The sequence below is a fragment of the Streptomyces thermovulgaris genome (assembly GCF_002155915.1).
GTDB lineage: Bacteria > Actinomycetota > Actinomycetes > Streptomycetales > Streptomycetaceae > Streptomyces > Streptomyces thermovulgaris.
This window is the reverse complement of the sequence record NZ_MUME01000109.1, coordinates 1-17,752: the sequence shown is the minus strand read 5'-3', so window position 1 is coordinate 17,752 and position 17,752 is coordinate 1. Positions and strand designations below refer to the sequence as shown.

Below are 17,752 nucleotides of genomic sequence, written 5' to 3'. Positions count from 1 at the left end.
AGAGCGGCCGAGGCTTACACACCTACTGAGCCCGCCGGCGGACCTGCTGGGCCTGCTGACGGACGGCACCGGCGAACGGGCACGGACACGGCCGCTCGCCGGCACCGAAACGGTGCACCGCCGGCCCCGGCATCAGGTATCCGCACGCCGGCCCGCACACCGCCGATCCGGCCGCTCGGGGACCGGGCCGGCGTGCGGATACCTGATGCCGGGGCCGGCGGTGCACCGTTTCGGTGCCGGCGAGCGGCCGTGTCCGTGCCCGTTCGCCGGTGCCGTCCGTCAGCAGGCCCAGCAGGTCCGCCGGCGGGTTCAGTAGGTGTGGAAGCCCCGGCCGCTCTTCTTGCCGAGCAGGCCGCTTTCGACCATGCGGGTCAGCAGCGCGGGGGGTGCGTGGAGCGGTTCCTTCGTCTCCCGGTACAGGCCGGCCGCCACCGCCGCCAGGGTGTCGAGACCGATCAGGTCCGCCAGGCGGAGCGGTCCCATGGGGTGGGCGCATCCCAGGACCATGCCCTTGTCGATGTCCTCGGCCGTGGCGTGGCCGGACTCCACCATCCGGATCGCGGACAGCAGGTAGGGCACCAGGAGGGCGTTGACCACGAATCCGGCCCGGTCCCTGCTGCGGATGACGTCCTTGCCGAGCACGTCCCTCACGAACAGCTCGGCGCGGGCCAGCGTCCGTTCCTCGCTGAGCAGCGAACCGGTGATCTCCACCAGCGGGAGTGCCGGGACCGGGTTGAAGAAGTGCATGCCGATCACCTGTCCCGGCCGCTGGGTGGCCGTGGCCAGCCGGGCGATGGGCAGGGAGGAGGTGTTCGACGCCAGGATCGCGTCGGGGTCCTGGACGACCGCGTCGAGCCGGGAGAAGAGTTCCAGTTTCGTCGGCTCGTCCTCGAGGACCGCCTCGATGACGAGCTCCCGGTCGGCGAGGTCCTCGAGGTCCTGGGTGAAGGTGATGCGGCCCAGGACCGCCTCGCACTCCTCCTCGGTGAGCCTGCCCTTGGCGACGGCCCGCTCCAGGGAGCCGGTCACCCGTGCCCGCCCGGCCGTCAGGGACTTCTGGGAGGAGACGGCGACGAGGACATCCCGGCCGGGCCTGGCGCACACCTCGGCCAGGCCCGCCCCCATCACTCCGCAGCCCACCACGCCCACACGGGTGACGGATCCGGTTTCGTTCGCGCCGCTCACCGGGGGCCTCCCTCGTACCAGCGCAGCAGGCTGTTGCCCACCGCCATGCCGCCGCCGAACCCGGACAGCAGCACCAGGTCGCCGTCGTGCAGTTCCCCGGCGCGTGCCGCGCTGTCGAGCGTCACCGGCAGGGAGGCGGCTCCGGAGTTGCCGAAGTGCTCCAGGGTGGTGTGGAGGCGTGCGCCGGCCAGTCCCATGTCGCGGGCGAGCCGGTCGAGCAGGACGCCGTTGGCCTGATGGGGCACGAAGTGTGCGACGTCCTGCGGCTGGACGCCGGTTCGGCCGAGGAGTTCCTTGACCGACGGCGGCACCTGGGCGAGGACGAACTCGGTCACGCCCCGGCCGTTCATCCGCAGATAGTGCTGCCGGGCGTCCACGGTGCGGTGGGAGGCCGGCAGCGCGCTGCCGCCGGCCTCGACGACGAGCAGGTCCGCCTTGTCCCCGTGGCCGATCAGGTCGGAGCCCAGGACTCCGTACGGTTCGGGCACCGGCCCCAGGACGGCCGCGCCGGCGCCGTCGGCGAGCAGGACGGCCGTGCTGCGGTCCTGGGGGTCGGTGAACCGCGACCAGGCTTCGGCGCCCACCACCAGGGCGTGGGCCCGGGGACGTGCGGACAGCAGGGCGTGTGCGACGGCGAGGCCGTGGACGAAACCGCTGCACCCGATGTTGAGGTCGAAGCACGCCGCCCGGTGGGCGCCCAGCCCGGCCTGCACCAGGCAGGACACCGGGGGCAGAGGGGTGTCGCCGGTGGTGGTGGCCACGAGGACGTAGTCGATCCGGTCGGCGGGCACGCCGGCCCGTTCCAGTGCCCGGCCGGCGGCCCGTCGCGCGAGGGCCGACGGTGTCTGGCCATCGGGCATGCGACGACGCGACAGGATGCGTGTCTTGCGCTCGATCCACTCGGTGGTGACGCCGAATCGCTCGGCGAGTTCGGCGTTGGTCGTCTCCTCGTCGGGCACCTCGGAGCCGGTGCCGAGGATCCCGATGGCGTGTGCGGGCATCAGGCCCCCTTCAGCAGGTTCAGCCGGTCCTCGCCGATCCGTGCGCGCTTGCCGGGGTCGGTGACGCCGAGGCCCGGCTCGGGGGCCAGGCACAGCACGCCCACCTTGCCGACGTGCGCGTTCTGCTGCACCAGGCGTGCCGCTTCGCCGACCTGCTCCAGGGGGTAGGTGCGCGAGAGCATCGGCATGATGCGGCCCATGTCGATGAGCCGGTTGCTCTCCCACTGCTCCTGGAGGTTGGCGGCGTGGCAGCCGATCACGCGCTTGAGCTTCATCCACAGGTACCGGTTGTCGTACCGGTGGTGGTAGCCCGTGCTCGATCCGCAGGTGACGAGGGTGCCGCCGCGGCGCAGGACGAACATCGATATGCCGAAGGTGGCCCGGCCGACGTAGTCGAAGACGATGTGCGGGTCCTCGCCGGTCTCCCTGCGGATGATCCTCCCGAGCCGTTTGCCGGCCTCGACGACCCTGGCGGGGTCGGTGCCGTCGTCGTCGCCGATACCGAGTTCCGAGCGGTTGATCACCACGTCGCAGCCGAGCCTGCGCAGCAGGCCGGCCTTCTCTTCGGAGCCGACCACGCCGACGGCGATGCCGCCGCCGTGCTTGACCAGCTGGACGGCGTACACGCCGAGGCCGCCGGCCGCGCCCCAGATGAGCACGATGTCGCCCTGTTTCATCCGGGCGCCCCGGTCGCTGACGAGCATGCGGTAGGCGGTGCCCGCGCACGCGGTGGTGGACGCCGCCTCCTCCCAGGTCAGGTGGGCCGGTTTGGGGATGAGCTGGCTGGCCCGCACGACCGCGTAGTGCGCCAGGCCGCCGAAGTTCGTCTCGTAGCCCCAGGCCCTCTGTCCCTCGCCGAGCATGCCGTCGTGGTGGGTGGCCGCCTCCTGGTCGTCCACCTGGATCGGGCTGACCCCGACGTGGTCGCCGATCCGCCAGCGGCGGACCCCGTCGCCGACGCGGACGACGACGCCCGCGGCGTCGGAGCCCAGCACGTGGTACGGCCGGTCGTGCCGCGCCTCCCAGCGTCCTCGCCTGCCGTACGCCTTGAGGAAGTCGAACGTCGGCAGGGGCTCGAAGGTCCCGGACCAGACGGTGTTGTAGTTGATGGAGCTGGCCATGACGGCGACCAGCACCTCGTCCGGCGCGAGTTCGGGCATCGGCACGTTGCCGACGTGCAGCGACTTGCGCACGTCCTTGTCCTCCACGCCGCGGAACATGCCGATGTCCTCGACGCGGGTGTGGGCCGCCAGGTACTCCCGGGGCACGGGCAGGCTCGCCAGCTCCTCGACGGGTGCCCCCCGCCGGACGGCTTCGGACAAAGCGTCCATGGCAACCATCCTTCGTCAGTCGGTGGGGGTCAGACCGGGGACTCCATGCCGAGTGCCAGCCGCAGGGGCGCCATCTGGCCGGCGTGGAAGGAGTCGTGCATCTGCGTGAGGGCGAGGGCCTTGCCCAGCGTCCGGAACTGCTCGGCGTATTCGCCCATGTTCTCGTCGGGGAGCACCGGGGTGCGGCGGGAGAAGTCCTCCGGTGCGAGCCCGACGACGAAGTCGCGGATCCGCTGGTGCGTCGACCGGTAGATCTCGATCATCTCCTCGAGCGGCGGCACATAGGTGAAGTTCGTGTCGGCGCCGTCGGCGAAGTTGTCGGAGAACTCCTCGGAGACGGCCTTCGGGGTGCCCTGGTGCAGGGTGGAGAAGTAGTCCTTGGCGCAGGCGAGGTGCCCGAGGAACCACACGAGCGGCTTGTGTCCCTCCGGGGCCCGGCGCGCGGTCTCGTCGTCGAAGCCCTCGGTAAGGGCGAGGACCAGTTCGTAGCCCACGTCGAGGGCCTGGACGAGGTGCTCGCCCACGGCCGGCGGGACGGGCGTGAGGGTGGGCTGCGTCATGGCGGCATGAATCCTTTCCGTGATTGTCCGGGTGTCCGTGAGGTGCGGTGGAGTTTTCCGTGGAAGTCCGCAGGAAGCGGGGCGCGGTGGCCGGTGCCGCCGCGGGAGGGGCGCGCGAAGGGGCGCGGCCGGGTCAGTCGGGTGAGTGGAAGGGGCTGGGGCCGGGGGGCCGTACGGCGTCGAGCCGGGCCCGGGCCTCGGCGAAGGTGGGCAGCTGGGTGGTGGAGGTGCCGATCCAGTGCGTGCCCTCCCAGTCGTACATGAGGCCCTTGGTGCGCCGGGCCGCGGTCAGGTGGGCCTCGGAGAACAGGAAGGCGTCGAGGGCCTCCTTGTCGCGCCACAGCACCAGGTTGCGGGCGGCGTTCCACGACTTCGGCGAGATGGCGAGCGTGGCCGCCAGCAGGCCGTCGCGTTTCCAGAGGTCCTCCAGGATGGCCGCGTTCAGCTGTGCGCCGATCTCCTCGTGTCCGGGCTTGGGCCAGCCCACGGAGGTGGCCACCAGGTAGGACTCGGGCAGCGGCTCGCGCAGCCCTCCGGTCTCGGGGTCGATGACCGGTCCCGTCCAGGGGACGACGATCTGGAGGTCCGACTCGTCGCCGGCGGCGAACTCGTGCAGGGATGTGGGTATCTTCGACATGGCGTCTCCGGGTTCGCGGCGGTCGCCGGTGGTCACTTCTTGCGCCGCACGACCAGTCGTTTGATTTCAGCGACCTGCAGATGAAGAACGCTTGAGTCCGGCTTGCGCACGATCTCCAGTTCGGGCAGCACGGGAAGGACGGCGCGCAGCACGGCCCGCAGCTCCAGCCGGGCGAGGTGCGCACCGAGGCAGACGTGCTCCCCGTGGCCCCCGAAGGCCACGTGCGGGTTGTGCTCGCGGGTGATGTCGAAGCGGTACGGGTTGTCGAAGACGTCCTCGTCCCGGTTGCCGGAGGGGTACCACATGGCGACGGTCTCGCCCTTGCGGATGCGCCGGCCGCCGAGTTCGGTGTCCTCGGTGCAGGTGCGGACGAAGTGCACGGCGATGGTCGTCCAGCGCAGGATCTCCTCCACCGCGCGGTCCACCAGCGACGGGTCGTCGACGAGCTTGCGCAGCTGGTCGGGGTGCTCCAGGAGAGCCTGGATGCCGCCGGTGGTCGCGTTGCGGGTGGTGCCGATGCCGGCGACCAGCAGGTTGAAGACGGTGTAGAGGATCTCGTGGAAGGCCAGCGGACGGCCCTCGACGCGGCCGGCCGCCAGGCGGCTGAGCACGTCGGTGCCGGTGCCGCCGGCCTGGGCCATGCGCTGCTGGACCAGGTTGGCCACATAGCCGTTGAGTGCGGTGATGTTGCGCCGGAAGGCGGCCTCGGCGTCCTCGCCCTCCAGCCGGTACTCGGGGTCGGCCGCGGCGGTCGTGCCCTCGGTCCAGCTGAAGATGTCGTCCCAGTCCTCGACCGGTGCCCCGACGAGTTCGCAGATGGCGGCGACCGGCAGGCGGGCGGCGAGGTGGCGTGCGACGTCGGCGCTGCCGTGCTCGTCGATGCGGTCCGTGAACTCCTTGACGTAGGCGGCCGCGAGCTGCGAGAACCGTTCCTCCAGCTGCTTGACGGCCTTGGGGGTGAAACAGGGCGCCATGATCCGGCGCAGGTGGCGGTGGCGGGGCGAGTCCATGTACGACAGCGCGGGCGGGTCGGTGGGGCTGTGCCCGAACATCCGGGCCCGCTCGTCCAGTTCGGCCTCCAGCATCTCCACGGCCTCGGGCGTGTCGACGGTGACCCGCTGGGCGCTGGAGAAGATCTTGGTGTGGCGGGAGACCCAGGCGATGTCCTCGTGCCTGGTCACGACCCAGAACGGCTCGAACCCCGGTCGCACGTACCAGAACACGGGCGCCTCGCGGCGCAGCAGGTCCCATTCCTCGTACGGGTAACCGTTGGCGGCGTAGGCCTGTTCGTCGGTGATGTCGAGCGTGTCGAGCGTGAGCATGGGCGGCTTCTTTCGTCAGCGGGGCGTGTGGGTGGTCAGGAAGGAGACGATGGTGTCGACCGTCTCCGCGCGCTTGTCCGCCGCGGCGAAGTCCGCCTCCAGCAGGGTCGCGTCGGGCGCCTCGTCGGCGATGCGCTTGGCGATCAGCTCGGGGTGCGTGCTGTCGCGGCCCGGGAGGACGAGCAGCGGTGCGGGGAAGTGGGCCATCCATGTCTCGGGCACCGAGAAGTACGCCGAGCCGGCGGGCCACAGGCCGTCGCGGAAGCGCACGACGCGGACGATGTAGCGCTCCCGGCGCAGGGCCAGGATCTCCTCCCGGAAGGCCGGGTCGTGGTGCAGGCGCGCGGCGTAGGGGCCCGCGGCGGGGTTCTCGGCGAAGCGGCCGTCCCGCCGGGCGGCCTCGACGACCGCCTCCAGTCCCTCGGCGCGGGGGTAGCGCATGGCCTCGTCGAACTGCCGCAGGTAGGTGGTGAGGCTGTTGACCGCGGGGTCGATGCCGACGGGCTCCTGCGCGACGACGGAGCGCACCCGCTGCGGGGCGTCGTGGACCAGCCGCCAGGCCTGTGCCGTTGCGCTGCCGGCGGCGACGACGTGCACCTGGTCGGCGCCGAGTGCGTCGAGGACGGCCAGCTGGTCGGCGGCTGCCTGCTCGTACGAGAAGGGCTCCGCCGGTGCGGTGCTGCGGCCGGCGTACCGCTGGTCCATCGCGATCACCCGGAAGTGCCGGGACAGTTCGGTGACCGGGTTGTAGAAGTTCGACTCCCATCTGCCGATGCTGCTGTCCGCTCCGCCCGGAGCCAGCAGCAGGACGGGAAATCCGTCGCCGTGCACCTCGTAGTGAAGGCGTGCGCCGTCCGGGCGCTCGATCTCAGGCATGGTTCTCCTCAACGGTGGTGACGATCTGTGAGATCGCGGACAAGAGTTCGCCGGCCATGGCCTCGGCGTTGACGATCGGTGCCGCGTGCGTGCCGTCGATGCGCGACGCGACGAACGGTCCCGTGGTCAGTTCGCGCCACACCTGCATCGAGCCGGCGGGCAGCACCGGGTCGTCGGTTCCCTCGACGGCGAAGAGCGGCACGTCGAGCGCGGGGCGGGTGACGCCGTCGAGGGCGGCCCGGTGGCTGTCGGCGAGAGCGGTGTCGGCGCGCAGCCGGTCGACGTATGCGGCGAGCAGTTCCTCGTCGGCGAGGATCTCCTCGGGCAGCAGGCCGTCGAAGATCTCCGCGAGCTCCTCCAGGGCGACCGTGTCGAAGTCGCCGGTCAGTTCGGCGAGCCTGCGCAGCCCCGCCGTGGGTTCGGCGAGGGGCGGCAGTGCACAGGCCACGACCAGGGCCGTGGGGGGCACTTGGGGCCGGTGCGCCAGCCGGTGCGCGACCTCCCAGCACAGCCAGGATCCCTGGCTGTGCCCGAAGAGCACGAGGGGGGCGCCCAGCCGGCCGGACAGGGCGGCCGTGACATGGTCGGCGAGGGCCATCATGTCGTGTGCGGGGGCCTCGCCGGACCGGGCCTCCCGGCCGGGCAGCTGGACCCCGACGAGTTCGACGTCGTCCGGCAGGTGGCGGACGAGCGGCACGTATCCGCCCGTGGTGCCTCCCATGCCGGCCACGCAGACGATGCGCGCCCGGGGGTTCTCGGCCCGCTTCAGGACCCGCAGCCACGGGTCCGGGGCCGTCCCGTCCGCCCGGCCGGCCGGGGGCTGCGCCGTCTCGGGCAGCAGTTCGGCCAGCAGGTGGGCGCCGATCCCGGCGCAGCTGGCGTGGCGCAGGATCGCCTCGGTGGTCACGGGCAGACCGGTGCGGCGCATCAGCTCCTTGCGGACGGTCACGGCCATGAGCGAGTCGAATCCCAGCTCCTGCAGGGGCTGTTCGTCCGGCACGTCCTTCACGGCCAGCCCGAGCACGGGGGCCGCTTCCGCCTTGACCAGGTCGGTCAGCGTGCGCAGCCGCTGCCCGGCGTCCTGCGCGGCGAGCGCGTCGCGCAGGTCCCGGCCGGCCGACGGGTCGCCGACGGCGGCGTCCGCCTCGGGTGCAGGCCTGGCCTCCTCGATCTCCTCGATGAGGGGCCGGGGACGGGCCGCGCGGTAGAGCGGGGCGAAGCGCGACCAGTCGATGTCGGCCACGCCGAGGACCGTGGTGTCCGACCCGAGGGCGAGTTCCAGGGCGTCCAGTGCCACCGCAGGGGCCATGGAGCGCAGGCCGCGGGAGCGTGCCGTCCGCTCCGCGTCGGCGTCGACCATGCCGCCGTCGGCCCAGCCGCCCCAGTGCACGACCGTGGCGGTGAGCCCGGCGGCGCGGCGGTGCCGGGCCAGTGCCTCCAGGGCCGTGTTGGCGGCGCCGTAGACGGCCTGGCCCGCACCGCCCCACAGGCTCGCGCCGCTGCCGTAGAGCACGAAGGCGTCCAGCGGGTGCCGCCCCAGCGCCTCGTGCAGGTGCCAGGCGCCGAGGACCTTCGCGGCGGCCTCCTGGGCCGCGTCCTGGGCGGTGAGGTCCCCCAGGGGGGTCATCCGGGACACGCCCGCCAGGTGGGCGACGAACGTCAGGGGGCTGTCGTCGTCCTGGATCCGCGCGAGCAGTTCCTCCACCTGGGAGCGGTCGCCGACGTCGCAGGGCTCGACCAGCAGCCGGACGCCCTGATCGGCGAGCTCGGCGCGCAGGTGCTCGGTCTCGGGGGTCATGGCGGCGCGGCGCGAGGCCAGTACGATCCGCTGCGCGCCGCGGGCGGCGAGCCGGCGGGCCAGGTGCCTGCCGAGCGCCCCCTGACCACCGGTCACGAGTGCCGTGCCGCGGACCTGCCACGGCATCCGGCCGGCGTCCGGGGCGGTGTGCCGCAGCCGCCTGACGAACCGTCCGGCAGGCCGCAGTGCGACCTGGTCCTCGTGGTCCTGGGCGGTGAGGGCCGCCACCAGCTGGTCCGCCCAGCCGTCGTGCGGTTCGGCGGGCAGGTCGACGGTGCCGCCCCAGCGCAGCGGGTCCTCCAGCGCCACGACCCGTCCCAGGCCCGTCACCAGGGCCTGCAGGGGGTGCGGGACGCCTTCGGTGCCGTCGGTGTCCACGGCTCCGCGGGTGACCGCCCACACGGGGCAGGTCACGGCGGCGTCGGCGGCGCCCTGGAGCAGGGCGAGCGTGGTGAGCAGCCCTTCGGTGACGCCTCCCGCGCCGGGGGTGTCGTCGAGCGAGCCGAGGGTGAGGATGCCCGCGGGCTTCTGCGGCAGTACGGACAGGGCCGCACGGACGGCGTCCCGGTCGGCGGTGGCGCGCATGCGGTGCACCTCGGCTCCCGCCGTGCGCAGGGCCTGCTCGGCGGCGTCGGCCAGGGCGGCCTCCCGGCCGGTGCCGGCCAGCAGCCACAGGCCGGTGGCCCGGGCGGGGCGCGGCGGCCGGGGACGCCAGGCCTCCTCGTACAGCCAGCCGCCGAGCCGGGTGTCGGCCTCCTGCCGGTGCCACCACCGGGTGATCAGCGGAAAGACCTCCTTAAGGCTGGGCCGCAGCCGGTCGGGGGCGTCCAGCAGGTCGGCGAGGCGTGCGCTGTCCTCGCCGCCCACGGCCTCCCAGAAGGCGTCGCCCAGGGCCGCCGGGCCGGTGCCGGACGTCCTGCGCGGCGTGTCGATCCAGTGGCTGCGGCGCTGGAAGGCGTAGCCGGGCAGGTCGGCCACGGCGGCCGTTCCGTGGGCGGCCAGGGCGGTCGCCCAGTCGACGCGGTGGCCGTGGACGTGCAGCAGCCCCAGGTTGCGCAGCAGCTGGGAGCGTCCGCCGTGGTCGCGCCGGAGGCTGCCGGCAACCAGGGCCCGCTCGGAGCCCTCGGTGAGCGGCATCGCCAGGACGGGGTGGGGGCTGACCTCGATGAACACGTCGTGCCCGGTGTCGAGGAGCCGCTGCTGCGCCTGGTCGAGCCGGACCGGCTCGCGCAGGTTCCGGCACCAGTAGCCGGCGTCGAGTGCGCTGCCGTCCAGCACGTCACCGGTCACCGTGGAGTAGAAGGGGACCCGGGCCGGCCGGGGGGACAGGGAGGCGAGGTCCGCCTCGATGGCGGGCAGGAGGGCGTCCATGTGGCGGCTGTGCGAGGCCACCGGCGCCTCCAGCATGCCGCACTCCACGTCCTCGTCGTCGAGGGCGAACAGCAGGTCCTCGATGGCGTCGGCGTCCCCGGAGATCGCGATCGACCGCGGGGTGTTGACGGCGGCCACCGAGATGCGTCCGCCGTAGGGCGCGATCCGTTCCAGGACGGTCTCAAGCGGCAGTTCCACGACGGCCATGGCGCCCACGCCGGCGACGTCCTGCAGGGCGCGGCTGCGTACGGCGATGATCCGTGCGCCTTCCTCGAGGGTCAGTGCGCCCGCCACCACGGCGGCGGCGACCTCTCCCTGGCTGTGTCCCACGACGGCGTCCGGGTGCACGCCGAGTTCGCCCCAGGCCGCGGCCAGGGCCACGTACATCGTGAACATCAGCGGCTGGAGCACGTCCAGCCGTTCCAGCGCGGCGTCCTCGGGGGCGGTGTCCTCCAGCAGGGCCGCCACCGAGCGGCCGAGGAGCGGGACGAAGGCCTTGTCGCAGGCCCGGACCGTCTCGGCGAAGGCCGGTGACTCGGTCAGCAGGGCACGCCCCATGCCGGGCCACTGCGCGCCCTGGCCAGGGAAGACGAAGACGGTCCTGCCCCTGGTGGTCGCGGTGGACCGGGCCAGGGCGGCGTGCGAGCGGTCCTCGGACAGCGCGCGCAGGGCCTCGGCCGCCTGCCGTGCCGTGCCGGCGTGCACCACGGCCCGCTCGGGGAAGTGGGCGCGCCGCAGGGCGGCGGTGCAGGCGATGTCCACGAGCGCGGCGTCCGGCTGCCGCTCGGTCCACTCGGCCCAGCGGGCCGCCTGGGCGCGCAGGGCCGCGTCGCTCTTGCCCGAGAGCACGATCGGCAGCGGGGTGCCGGGCGGATGTTCCCGCGCGGGCCGGGCGGGCGGCCCCGGCGGCTGTTCGACGACGACGTGGGCGTTGGTGCCGCCGATGCCGAACGAGGAGACCCCTGCCCGGCGCGGTGTGTCGCTCCTCCAGGGCTTCAGTTCGGTGTTGACGTAGAACAGGCCGGGGTCGAGTCCCATCTCCGGGTTGGGGTGCTCGTAGTGGAGGCTCGGCACGAGTTCCCCGTGGTGCACGCACAGCACGGCCTTGAGCAGGCCGGCCAGGCCGGCGGTGGCGTCGGCGTGCCCGATGTTGGTCTTCACCGAGCCCAGGGCGCAGGGCCGGGTCCGGTCCGCGCCGGCGAACACCTTCTGCAGCGCCTGGACCTCGATGGGGTCGCCGAGCGCGGTCGCGGTGCCGTGCGCCTCGACGTAGCCGATGTCCGCCGGGCCGACGCCCGCCTCGGCCTGCGCCTCGGCGATGACGTGGGCCTGGCCGTCGACGCTCGGTGCGGTGAAGCCGGCCTTGACGGCGCCGTCGTTGTTGACGGCGCTGCCGCGCAGCACGGCGTAGATGCGGTCGCCGGCCGCCTGGGCGTCGGACAGCCTGCGCAGGACCAGCGCGACGACTCCGCTGCCGAAGACCGTGCCGTTGCCCTTCTCGTCGAAGGCGCGGCACTTGCCGTCCGGTGAGACGACCAGGCCGTCCTGGTGGACGAAGCCCTGGACGAGGGGGATGGTCAGGGAGGAGGCGCCGACGAGGGCCACGTCCGACTCGCCGCGCAGCAGGCTCTCGCGGGCCAGGTGGGTGGCGACCAGTCCGGTGGAGCAGGCCGTCTGCACCGTCAGTGCGGGGCCGCGCAGGTTGAACCGGTGGGCGATGCGGGTGGCGAGGTAGTCGTTCCTGGTCCCGATCATGGTGCGGTAGAAGGACGACATGTCGGTCGTCTCGGCCTGCGGGTAGCCGCCGTACCCGGAGCCCGCGAAGACGGACACCCTGCCCTCGACGTCCTGGGGGACGATGCCCGCGTTCTCGAACGCCTGCCAGGACACCTCCAGCAGCAGCCGGTGCTGGGGGTCCATGGCCTCGGCCTCGGCGGGCGAGCAGTCGAAGAACGCGGCGTCGAAGAGGTCGGCGCCCTCCACGACGGCGCGGGCCCGGACGTAGTCGGGGTGGGTGAGGTCCTCCTGCGGCACTCCCGCGGCGAGGAGTTCCTCGTCGGTGAAGTGGGTGATGGACTCCACGCCGTTGCGCAGGTTGTTCCAGAAGGTCTCCACGTCCGGTGCGCCGGGCAGCCTGCACGCCATGCCGACGACGGCGACGGCGTCGTCCTGCGGCCGTCGTGTGCGTCCGCCGGTGGGCGGCTTCGCCGCGGGGGCGGGTGTGCCCCGCAGGTGGTCGCTCAGCAGGCGCACGGTCGGGTGGCGGAACAGCGCGGAGAGCGGGAACTCGCGGTCCAGGGCCGCGCACATCAGCTTGTGGGCCTCGAGGGCGGCCATGGAGTCGGCGCCGAGGTCGAAGATGCCCTTGTCGGGGTCGATCTCCGTCGAGCCCAGCACCGTCGACCAGGCCTCGGTGACGGCGCGTTCGATCTCGTCGCCCGGGTGTGCCGCCGGTGCCGGGACCGGGCGGGCGGACGGTGCGGGAAGCCGGACGAGGGCCCCCTTGTCGATCTTCTTGTTGGGGGTGTGGGGCAGCTCGTCCAGCCGGACGAGGTGCGAGGGCACCATGTAGGCGGGAAGGTGCCGGGCGAGCAGGTCCCGCAGGTCCTCCGCGTCGTGCTTCCCCTCCGGGGCCGGGGCCCAGTACAGGAAGAGCCTGGGCTCGCCGACGGCGTCGGGGCGCACCACGGCGGCGCACTCGGCCACGGCCGGGTGCTCGGCAGCGACGGACTCGATCTCTCCCGGTTCGATGCGGTGTCCGTTCAGCTTGACCTGTGCGTCGGTCCGTCCGCAGAACTCCAGGGTGCCGTCGGGCCGGTGCCGCACCACGTCTCCCGTGCGGTACATCCGTGCTCCGGGGACGTCGGAGAACGGGTCCGGCACGAAGCGTTCGGCGGTGAGGTCGGGGCGTCCCAGGTATCCGCGGGTGACCGCCCGTCCGCCGATGTGCAGCTCGCCCCGGAAGCCGCGGGGGACGGGCCGGCCCGCGCGGTCGAGCACGTACAGCCGGTTGCCGTGCAGCGGTTCCCCGAGGCTGATCCCGCCCGGCTCGACGGTCCAGGCCGAGGACCACACGGTGGTCTCGGTCGGGCCGTACATGTTGGTCAGTTCGCCGTCGAGGAGTTCGGTGAGCCTGCGGGCCAGTCCCCGGTCGAGCGGTTCGCCGCCGACCAGCATGCGCTTCAGGTTCCGCACCAGGTCCCTGCCGTCGGCGTCCGCCAGGAGCATGCGGGCCAGGGAGGGGGTGCACTGCAGATGGGTCGGTGCCCAGGGGGCGTAGCGCGCCCAGTCGGCTGCGGTGCCCCGGGCGATGACGACGCGGTAGCCGCGGGTGAGGGTCCACAGCAGCTCGAGCGTGGAGATGTCGAACGACAGGCTGGTCACCGCGAGCCAGGTGTGTCCCGGTCCTCCGCCGACCCGTTCGTCCATGGCGCGGCAGAAGGTGGCGAACTGGTCGTGCTCGACCATGACGCCCTTGGGCCTGCCGGTCGAGCCCGAGGTGTGGATGACGTAGGCGAGGTCGTCCGGTGCCAGGCCGGCGGGCGGCTGCGGCAGGCCGGTGCCGGCCGGGGAGGGTGTGCCGGGCACGAGGACGTCGATCCCGTCGCCGAACACCGCGCGGGCGTCCTCGGAGGCGGAGACGACGACGCTCAGGCCGCTGTCCTGCGCCACGTGCTCCAGCCGGGCCGTGGGGTAGGCGGGGTCCAGCGGGACGTAGGCGGCGTGCGCGAGCCAGGTGGCCAGTACGGCGACGACCATGTCCACCGAGCGCGGCAGGTGGATGCCGACGAGGGACCGGCGGGTGACGCCCCGTGCGCGCAGGCGCTCGCCGAGGGCGCCGGCCCGCAGCAGCGTCTCCCGGTAGGTGAGCTGCTGCTCGTCGTCGGCCAGGGCCACGGCGTCGGGGGTCCTGCGGGCCTGCGCGAGGATGCGGTGCAGGGCGCTGTCCTGGTCGCCGTCGGCGGCCCGGGCGCTGCGGGTCCACTGCTCGAACCAGGCGCGTTCCTCCTCGCCGAGCAGCTCGAACTGGCTGATCGGCCGGGTGGGGTCGGCGACCAGGTCGGTGAGCAGGGCGCGGAAGTTCTCCGTCATGCGGCGTGCGGTGTCCGCGTCGAGCACGTGGGCCTGGTACTCCAGTACGCCCCGCAGGCCGGTCCCGTCGGGTGCGAGGGTCAGTCCCAGTTCGGACTTGGCGACGCCGCGCGGGGTGCCGGTGATGCTCGTGTCGTGCGACGGCACCCAGGCCTCCTCGCCGTCGCCGAGGACGGGAAGGGCCGTGGCCCGGTAGTTGAACAGTGCGCGGAAGAGCGGGTTCTCGTCGCCGGTGCGGGGGCCGCCGGCCGCGCGCACGACCTCGGCGAGCGGTACGTCCTGGTGCGCGGACAGCCGCTGGATCCGCGAGCCGAGGGAGGCCAGAAGGTCGGTGAAGGACGGATCGCCGGTCAGGTCGCAGCGCAGCGGCAGGGTGTTCACCAGAAAGCCGACCATGTCCTCGGTGCCGGCCAGCTGGCGGTTGGCCCAGATGGTGCCCAGGCCGAAGTCGTAGCTGTCGGTGCAGCGGGCCAGCAGCAGTGCGAAGGCGGCGGCGTGGACGGTGTACGGGGTCACCGCGTGATATGCCGCGAGGTCCTCGACCGCCCGGCGCAGTTCCTCGGGCAGGGTGAAGTCGACCGTGCCGCCGCCGCTGTCGCCGCCGGCGTCGTTGTCGCCGCTGTCGCCGGGGGTGTGCTGCTGCGGCAGGTCGAGGCGGCCCATGCCGTCGAGTTCGTCCGCGAAGTAGCGCAGCCCGGCGGCGAAGCGGTCCTCCCGCAGGGCGCGCTGCTGCCAGGCCGCGTAGTCGCCGAGGTGGTGGGAGGCGGGTGCGTCGGCGGGTTCGGTGCCGTGCGCCAGTTCCCGGTACAGCGCATGGAGCTGGTCGAGCATCAGCGTCAGCGACCAGCCGTCGCTGATGACGTGGTGCGTCGTCAGGCACAGCACCTGTTCGCCGCCGGGGACGTCGAGCAGGAGCAGGCGCAGCAGGGACGGCCCGGACAGGTCGAAGGGGGCGCGTTCCTCGGCGCGGATCCGCTCGCTCACCGCCGCTCCCGCGGGGTCGCTCGCGGAGAGGTCCTCGTGGGTGAAGGGGGTGGTGAAGTCCTCGTGCACGACCTGGACCAGTTCGCCGTCGCGCATCTCCAGGCCCGTCCGCAGCGCCTCGTGCCGCCGTATGAGGCGGGTCAGGGCGTCGCGGAGCAGGCCGGGGTCGAGGGGCCGGGCGATGCGCAGGGCCACGGGGGCGTTGTACTGGGCGCTGCCGGGCTGCATCTGTTCCAGGAACCACAGGCGGCGCTGCCCGTCCGTGGCCGGGTGGACGCCGCGCTGCTCGGAGCGCTCCAGCGGCGGCCGGTCGTCCGCCGGGGCGAGGTCGCCGCGGACGAGGCCGAGCACATGGGCCGCCAGCTCGTGCGGTGTGGGGTGGACGAAGGCGGCGTTCGGGGGGAGGGTGACGCGGGCGAGCCGGCCGAGCCGGTTGCGCAGCTGGAGGCCCATGATGGAGTCCAGCCCGAGTTCCTGCAGACGGCGGTCGGCGGGGACGGGCCCGGTGACGCCGAGCAGTGCGGCGGCTTCCCGGCGCACGAGGCCGGTGAGCTCTTCCAGTGCCTGCGGGGCGGGCAGCGCGGCCAGCCGCGTGTGCAGGTCGGCGGGGTCGTCCGCCGGGGTGTCCTGGGCCGCGGCGGGGTCGTGTGCGGCCGGGCCGTCCAGCGGGGCCCTGTGGGGGGCGTCGAACCAGAAGCGGCGCCTTTGGAAGGCGTAGGTGGGCAGCTCCGGCAGACGGCGCCGCTCGCAGGTTCCCAGGACGTGCTCCCACGCCACCTCGTGCCCCTGGATGTGGAGGGCTCCCAGTGAGCGCAGGAACTCGGCGGTCCCGCCATGGCCGCGGCGCAGGGTGCCCACCACGACACCGCCGGAGCCGGCCGTGGCGCCGGTCAAGGGCATGCCGAGCACGGGATGTGCGCTGACCTCGACGAACACGCCGAAGCCGTCGGCGACGAGCTTCTCCAGCGCGCGGTCCATGCGGACGGGTTCACGCAGGTTGCGGCACCAGTAGGCGCCGTCCAGCGCGGTGCCCGGAAGGACGCCGCCGGTCACCGTGGAGTAGAAGGGGACCGACCACTCCTGCGGGCGTACGCCGGAAAAGTGCTCGGCCAGGCCGGGCAGGATCGGGTCGACGTGGGAGCAGTGCCCGGCGGCGTCGGCGTTGAGCTTGCGGTGGAAGACCTTCCGGCCCTCCAGTGAGGCCAGGAGCGCGTCCACCGCGTCGGGGTCGCCGGAGACGACGGTGGATCCCGGGGTGTTGACGACGGCCACGGAGAGGGCGTCGCCGTACGGGGCGATCAGTTCCTCCACCTCGGCCACGGGCAGCTCCAGCAGGGCCATGGCGCCCAGGCCGCTGCATTCGCGCAGCAGTGCCTGGCTGCGCAGTGCGACGATCTTCGCGGCGTCCTCCAGGGTGAGCGCACCGGCGACGACCGCCGCCGGCACCTCGCCCTGGCTGCTGCCCACCACGGCGGCGGGTTCGAGGCCGAGCGAGCGCCACACCGCCGTCAGGCCGATCGCCATGGTGAACAGCGCCGGCTGGAGGACGTCCAGGCGGTCGAAGGGCAGTTCCGGTCGTCCGTTCCCGGCGAGCAGGTCGCGCACGGACCAGTCGGTCCAGGGCGCGAAGGCCCGGTCGCAGGCGTCGACGGCCTGGGCGAAGACCTCCGACTCGGCGAGCAGTTGCCTGCCCATCTCGCGCCACTGGCTGCCGTGGCCGGGGAAGACGAAGACCACCTTGCCGCGCTCCGCGGCCTCCGCCTCGAGCAGGTTCTCGTGCTGCGCCCCCTCGGCGAGGGCGCGCAGCACGCGTTCGGCCTCCTCGCCGTCACGGGCGAGGACGGCGGCGCGCGAGGGGAGGTGGGTGCGGCCCAGGGCGGCGGCCCGTGCGACGTCGGCCACGGGCCGGCCGGGGCGGGCCGCGAACCAGTCGGCCCACCGGTGTGCCTGGGCGCGCAGGGCCTGCGGATCGCGCGCGGACAGCAGGATCGGGTGCGCCTGGGCGTTCGGCAGCGCGGGCCGGGGGGCCGCCTCCTCGCCGTCCGCCGGTTCGGGGGCCTCTTCCAGGACCAGGTGCGCGTTGGTGCCGCTGATGCCGAAGGAGGACACACCGGCCCTGCGCGGCCGGTCGCCGCGCTTCCACGGGCGTGCCTCGTCCAGCAGCCGCAGTCCGCTTCCCTCCCAGGCGATGTGCGGGCTGGGCTGCTCGGCGTACAGGGACTTGGGGAGCTGTTCGTGCTGGAGGGCCAGGACCATCTTCATGACGCCGACGACACCGGCCGCGGCCTGGGTGTGGCCGATGTTCGACTTCGACGACCCCAGCAGCAGCGGCCGGTCCGCGGCCCGGCCCGGCCCGAACACCGCGGACAGGGCGCCGGCCTCGATCGGGTCGCCGAGCGGGGTGCCGGTGCCGTGGGCGTCGACGGCGTCGATGTCCGCGGGGGTGAGGCGGGCGGCGTCCAGGGCGGCGCGGATGACGCGCTGCTGTGCGGGGCCGTTGGGCGCGGTGAGGCCCTGGCTGCGGCCGTCCTGGTTGACCGCCGATCCGCGGATCACGGCCAGGATCCGGTCGCCGTCGCGTTCGGCGTCCGACAG

General features: G+C 73.4%; 8 protein-coding genes. All 8 read right to left on the bottom strand.

Features of this window, described 5'->3' with window-relative positions; genetic code table 11:
• Window positions 1-309: 309 nt before the first annotated feature.
• On the bottom strand, window positions 310-1,185 hold the full coding sequence (locus CCN35_RS11350; protein ID WP_281254798.1) for a 3-hydroxybutyryl-CoA dehydrogenase: 876 nt from the start codon (window positions 1,183-1,185) through the stop codon (window positions 310-312).
• Window positions 1,182-2,186, bottom strand: a complete 1,005-nt coding sequence (locus tag CCN35_RS11345; protein WP_067391188.1) for a 3-oxoacyl-ACP synthase III family protein — start codon at window positions 2,184-2,186, stop codon at window positions 1,182-1,184. The genes CCN35_RS11350 and CCN35_RS11345 overlap by 4 nt, the downstream gene beginning before the upstream one ends.
• Window positions 2,186-3,517, bottom strand: a complete 1,332-nt coding sequence (ccrA, locus tag CCN35_RS11340; RefSeq protein ID WP_086792473.1) for a crotonyl-CoA carboxylase/reductase — start codon at window positions 3,515-3,517, stop codon at window positions 2,186-2,188. Before ccrA ends, CCN35_RS11345 begins: the two co-directional genes overlap by 1 nt.
• A 29-nt stretch (window positions 3,518-3,546) precedes the next feature.
• Window positions 3,547-4,077: a DinB family protein gene (locus CCN35_RS11335; RefSeq protein WP_086792471.1), complete on the bottom strand. Its 531-nt coding sequence runs from the start codon at window positions 4,075-4,077 to the stop codon at window positions 3,547-3,549.
• A gap of 133 nt (window positions 4,078-4,210) precedes the next feature.
• Complete coding sequence (locus CCN35_RS11330; protein ID WP_143631474.1) at window positions 4,211-4,714, bottom strand: DUF3291 domain-containing protein; 504 nt, start codon at window positions 4,712-4,714, stop codon at window positions 4,211-4,213.
• Between the two features lie 32 nt (window positions 4,715-4,746).
• On the bottom strand, window positions 4,747-6,036 hold the full coding sequence (locus CCN35_RS11325; RefSeq protein WP_086792469.1) for a cytochrome P450: 1,290 nt from the start codon (window positions 6,034-6,036) through the stop codon (window positions 4,747-4,749).
• A gap of 15 nt (window positions 6,037-6,051) precedes the next feature.
• Entirely contained in the window at window positions 6,052-6,912 is an 861-nt protein-coding gene (locus CCN35_RS11320) for an alpha/beta fold hydrolase (protein ID WP_086792467.1), read from the bottom strand.
• Window positions 6,905-17,752 (bottom strand): hybrid non-ribosomal peptide synthetase/type I polyketide synthase (locus tag CCN35_RS11315; RefSeq protein WP_086792465.1); only part of this gene is annotated, 10,848 nt, incomplete at its 5' end. The genes CCN35_RS11320 and CCN35_RS11315, both read right to left, overlap by 8 nt.